Here is a 4,890-nt window from a genome sequence, read left to right as displayed (position 1 = left end):
TAATGATGGTTTAGTCGCTTTTCATTATAGATCATATGGGACTTTTTTGGTGTGAAAAATTTCAATAACGAAAAAGACCCTATAATCTCTTTTGAGGATTTACCCACTACAGAAATTATAGAGCCGAGATTCTTAGCTGGTTTTTTTTGGACATAAGAGTGAAAAAAAGTCAAGAAAATAACAAATAAACAAGAAAATGGATTTTCAAATTAGAAATTTTTGAGTTTTAAATTTAAGTTGATATAATGGAGTTGCAATATAATATTTTTTAAAAAGATAATCGTTCTAATGCATTTACGGGAGATACCAAATCTCGTGTGAAATTACATAAATCTGGTAAGAATTGGGTAACAGTGACTTTGAAAGCTATTGGGATGTTAAAGTTATTTAAAAATTCTCAGCAAGGAGAAGTGAACTTCACAGAAGACCGTCAAATAAAATTCTCATCACCACAAATCTTTAAAACAGTAACGGGGGTTGGTGCAATTTTAGGTGGTGTTGCACTAACACAAACTGTAGGAGCTGATGAAATAACTTCACTACCAGTTACTTCAGAAACAGCACTAGATAATACAACTCAAGCAGATTCAACTGTAGTAGTGTCAACGACAGAATCAACTAGTACAATTGTTTCAGAAAGTGCAACTGAAGTTGTAAGTCAATCTCAATCAGATAGCTTAGTTTCTACTAGTGAAGTAGCTTCGACATCAGCTTTGTCAACAATTAGTGAATCAACTATTGCTAGTGAGTCAACTAGTAATAGTGTCCAATCCACATCTGTTAAAGCTTCTAACACCACAGTAAATCGTTTTGCTACAGTTAAACTAGCAGCGGTTGGTTCTGGTGCTGATTTATCTTCAAGTATTTCAAATCTTATTTTAAATTTGACAGATGGTCAAACTTATAACATGGACCAAGCACCAGGTGGAAATTTCACATTTGACTTTCAAAAAAGCTACAGTTACACCTGGTGACTATATTACATTCACTTTAAACAATAATTTAGATTTTCATGGTGTTACTTCCTCAACAATTTACTTCCCAGCATTAAGAACCCCAGATGGTGTCACTATTGCGGAAGCCAATTATGACCCAACAACAAATTAATTAACATATATTTTTAAAAATAATGTTAATGGAAAAAAATATTACTGCGACAGGAAATACTGAGGTATTCTTTAATGATAATGTTATTCCTGTTGATACTTCAAATGTGGTTGTATCTGTTAACAATGTCAGTAAAACAGTAAATATTGTGTATGACAATGGTAATACAGACCATAATGATTCGACAGGGTCTGACTATCAAACAGATGGTGTGTTACAGATGTTAATCTAACTGATAAAACAGCACATTATGTTGCTATAATTAACCAACCTGGTTCAGATTTTCCCGCAAAAATGGATAATTCAACACCATATACAGTGAAAATTTCAAATGCGACTACTCAAGAAGCTTTGAATACAGGTGTTGTTTCGGATGCAGCTAATTTAGCTAGTTATGATATAGCAAATTCTACTTATAAAATTTATCGTGTAACGGATCCTGCGGTGTTACCACCGGGAATGGAAATGGATTACACAGATACAGCTAATTTTACAGATGTAAAGGCATCATTAAATCCAACCATTAATGCCAATGGGGAACTCGTCTTTCAGTTGCCAAATACTCCAACGGATTCATATGTGGTTGTTATGGATGGTGCAATCGTCGGACCTGATACTGCAGAGGCAATCGCTGTCAAATCAACCTTTGGTACCGTCGGACAAAATAGCAATGGTAACTTATTAGATGGCTCGAAATATGTCTTTGGTATAAGATTTGTAAATAAAACTGCTACTGCAGATGCTGATAGTACGGCTATTAGCGAGTCTTTATCAAAGAGTGAATCTACAAGTATTTCTACAGCTAGTAACTCAGATACAACTACTGAATCAAATTCTAAATCACAATCAGATTCAGTAGTTTCAGATTCAGTGGTTTAAGATTCAATTAGTAAATCACAATCAGATTCAATAGTATCAGATTCAATTAGTACTTCTTAATCTATCTCAGAGTCTACAACACAAAGTACTTCAGTTTCTGAATCAAACATAGAGTCAACAACGCAAAGCACATCAGTTTCTAAGTCAAATACTAGTTCCATGAGTACAAGTCGTTCAATAATGTCACAAAACCATCAATTGAGTGATCATGTTGAACTTCCACATACTGGTTCTAATGAGAATTCAGGACTCTATGGTTCGACAACCTTAGCAATTCTGGCAGCCCTTGGCTTAAGCACTAAAAAACGTAAAAATGAAAAGTAAGTTATTATTCTTTTACGAGCGTTAAAGCGGTTTTTAAAAAAAGAAGAGGAGAACCTAACAGGATTCTCCTTTTTCGTATAAATAACTACCTATTCAGCAAAAAAACACTAAAATTTGTAATAAAAAAGTGTCATTAAATTAATTTTTAAATTTTTAAAAAATTGTTGCATTTTATAATATAAAAGAGTAAGATAGAATTAGACAAAAAGCACGGTGAATGGGTATTCACTATTTGTCGAGAGAGAGAGAGAGAGAGAAACAATATGTTACGAAAATTTAAAAAATTTAATAAGAGTAGTTTCATTGAGACTGAATCTAAGTCTCGTGTAAAACTACATAAGTCCGGCAAGAGTTGGGTTAAAACAACTCTTGCATCTTTTGGGTTGATTCAACTGTTTAAGGGTGGACAAGTAGAAGAACACATTATCGATGATAGTGTGGATTTTGTCGTTCCTCGAAAACAATTATTAAAGGGTGCCTTAGGTATAGGAGCCATTGCAGGTGGAGCAACTCTAGGTCATACAGCTTTTGCTGCAGAAACGACAAGTAGTTTACCAGTTACCTCTGAAACAGGAACGACTGCTTTGGCAGGAACAGATTCAACAGTTGTTGCTACAAGTTCTACAAGTACAAGTGGAACAGTATCTGATACGAGTTCAATGTCAATGAGTCAATCAGATTCTCTAAGTCAATCAACTTCTCAGAGCCAATCTGCAAGTAACTCAGCATTAGTATCATCTTCGGATTCTCAATCTGAGAGTCAATCGCAATCGTCGTCAACGTTTACATCAACTTCAACAAGTTTGATTACAAGTTCTAGTTCAAGTACGTCTACAAGTAATACATCTAGTTTGTCTCCAAAAACTAGTACATTCGCTACAACTACTTTATCTGCAACTGGTACTGTCAATAATAATCTTGTAACAGTAACATCGTCTTACATTAAAGATACTTCTTATAATGACGGTTATATTTATCCCCAAGATGGTGAATCTTTAGAGTATTATACAAAGTTTACAGTTGATAATGCGGCGACTGCAGGTGATCAATTTACCATGACTTATAGTCCCTATACCGCACCTTCAGATTTTGATATGGCTAACTGGACACCAACTGATATTACAGATAGTTCCGGAGAGGTCATCGCTACTGGGACTTGGGATGCTACTTCTAAAACAGTTACATATACTTTTACGACTTATGTGGATAAATACCAAAATGTTATTGCTTCTTTAAATGCTTCTTCTTATATAGATCGCTCAGTCGTTCAAAATGATGCCAATCTAACTTTAACCTATTCATTAGGTGGGGAAACTACTTCAAAAACTGAGTATGTCCGATACCAATCTCCAATTGTATATGGGAGTTCAAGTATTCAGTCTGTTTTTAATGAACTAGATTCAGTTAATCATACGGTTGAACAAATTTTTTACGTTAACCCAATGGATTATGCTGCTTACACGACGTACTTTAATGTTTATGGTTATCAGATTAATCCTAATACTGGCGCGATGGTTCAACAAGGTAGTACAGTCATCAACTCAACTACCACAATTCAGGTTTATAAAGCTGGAACTGGTTCAACTTTACCTGATAGTATGGATGTACTTGATTATAGTACTTTAACCAAAGTGACACCTTCCATTACATATGGTACAGATAGTGCTCGAATCAATTTGGGGACTATCTCAGATGTTTACGTGATTAGAGTTGTTTCTACATATGATCCAAATTCAACAAACCCTATTGTACAAAGTGGTACAATGTCATCTTACGACTACTCTGGTTATTATTCAATTGTTGAAACCAATAACTATGTCGTCTTTACTTCAGATACATCTGGTGGTACTGGTACTGCCGTAACATATAGTGCAGGAGACTATGTTTGGTTCGATACAAACAAAGATGGACTTCAGACTACTGGTGAAAGCCCTGCTGCTAATGTCTTGGTAACACTGACCTATTCCGATGGAACTAAAAAATCTGTATATACAGACGCTGCCGGGCACTATCAATTTGATGGTCTGCTTGATAAGAATACCTATACGATTACAATTACACCACCAACTGGTTACGTACTCACAACTTCTAATGTAGGTACGAATAGATTAATTGATTCAAACGGAACATCGACAACTTTTACAATAGCTGGTGCTAACAACATGACTATTGATGGCGGACTAATTCAGGATCCAGTGTCACTTTCAACTAGTACTAGTGCGTCATTAAGTGCAAGTACAAGTACCTCAACAAGCACAAGTAAGAGTACTTCAACCAGTTTGAGCAATTCGACAAGTACAAGTAAGAGTACTTCAACCAGTTTGAGCACTTCAACCAGCGCAAGTACAAGTACCTCAACCAGTTTGAGTAATTCGACAAGTACAAGTAAGAGTACTTCAACCAGTTTGAGCGCTTCAACCAGCACAAGTGCAAGTGCTTCAACCAGCTTGAGCACTTCAACCAGCACAAGTGCAAGTACCTCAACCAGCTTGAGCACTTCAACCAGCACAAGTAAGAGCACCTCAACCAGTTTGAGCGCTTCAACTAGCTTGAGTACTTCAACCAGCTTGAGCGCTTCAA

5 protein-coding genes and 1 pseudogene are annotated in these 4,890 nt (G+C 35.7%); all 6 read left to right on the top strand.

The genetic code is table 11. The features are described from left to right. Nucleotides 1-314: 314 nt before the first annotated feature. A pseudogene (locus AT575_RS07025) lies at nucleotides 315-974 on the top strand (KxYKxGKxW signal peptide domain-containing protein); the annotation flags it as partial. Next, nucleotides 940-1,107: an Ig-like domain-containing protein gene (locus AT575_RS10635; protein WP_165778657.1), complete on the top strand. Its 168-nt coding sequence runs from the start codon at nucleotides 940-942 to the stop codon at nucleotides 1,105-1,107. The pseudogene AT575_RS07025 and the gene AT575_RS10635, both read left to right, overlap by 35 nt. 28 nt (nucleotides 1,108-1,135) lie before the next feature. Continuing rightward, nucleotides 1,136-1,339: a hypothetical protein gene (locus tag AT575_RS07020; protein ID WP_102777740.1), complete on the top strand. Its 204-nt coding sequence runs from the start codon at nucleotides 1,136-1,138 to the stop codon at nucleotides 1,337-1,339. A 62-nt stretch (nucleotides 1,340-1,401) separates the two neighbouring features. Then, nucleotides 1,402-1,986 carry a hypothetical protein gene (locus AT575_RS07015; protein ID WP_129587071.1) on the top strand — a complete coding sequence of 195 codons (585 nt, stop codon included), beginning with the start codon at nucleotides 1,402-1,404 and terminating at the stop codon, nucleotides 1,984-1,986. A 180-nt stretch (nucleotides 1,987-2,166) separates the two neighbouring features. Further along, nucleotides 2,167-2,310 carry an LPXTG cell wall anchor domain-containing protein gene (locus AT575_RS07010; RefSeq protein ID WP_245871510.1) on the top strand — a complete coding sequence of 48 codons (144 nt, stop codon included), beginning with the start codon at nucleotides 2,167-2,169 and terminating at the stop codon, nucleotides 2,308-2,310. A 263-nt stretch (nucleotides 2,311-2,573) separates the two neighbouring features. After that, nucleotides 2,574-4,890, top strand: a 2,317-nt coding sequence (locus AT575_RS07005; protein WP_102777737.1) for an accessory Sec-dependent serine-rich glycoprotein adhesin, incomplete at its 3' end; no start/stop codon positions are given.

Origin of the sequence: Streptococcus penaeicida, from assembly GCF_002887775.1 — a bacterium.
In the GTDB taxonomy this organism is placed as follows: domain Bacteria; phylum Bacillota; class Bacilli; order Lactobacillales; family Streptococcaceae; genus Streptococcus; species Streptococcus penaeicida.
Note: the sequence above shows the minus strand (reverse complement) of the source record. Positions and strands in the feature narration are given on the sequence as shown.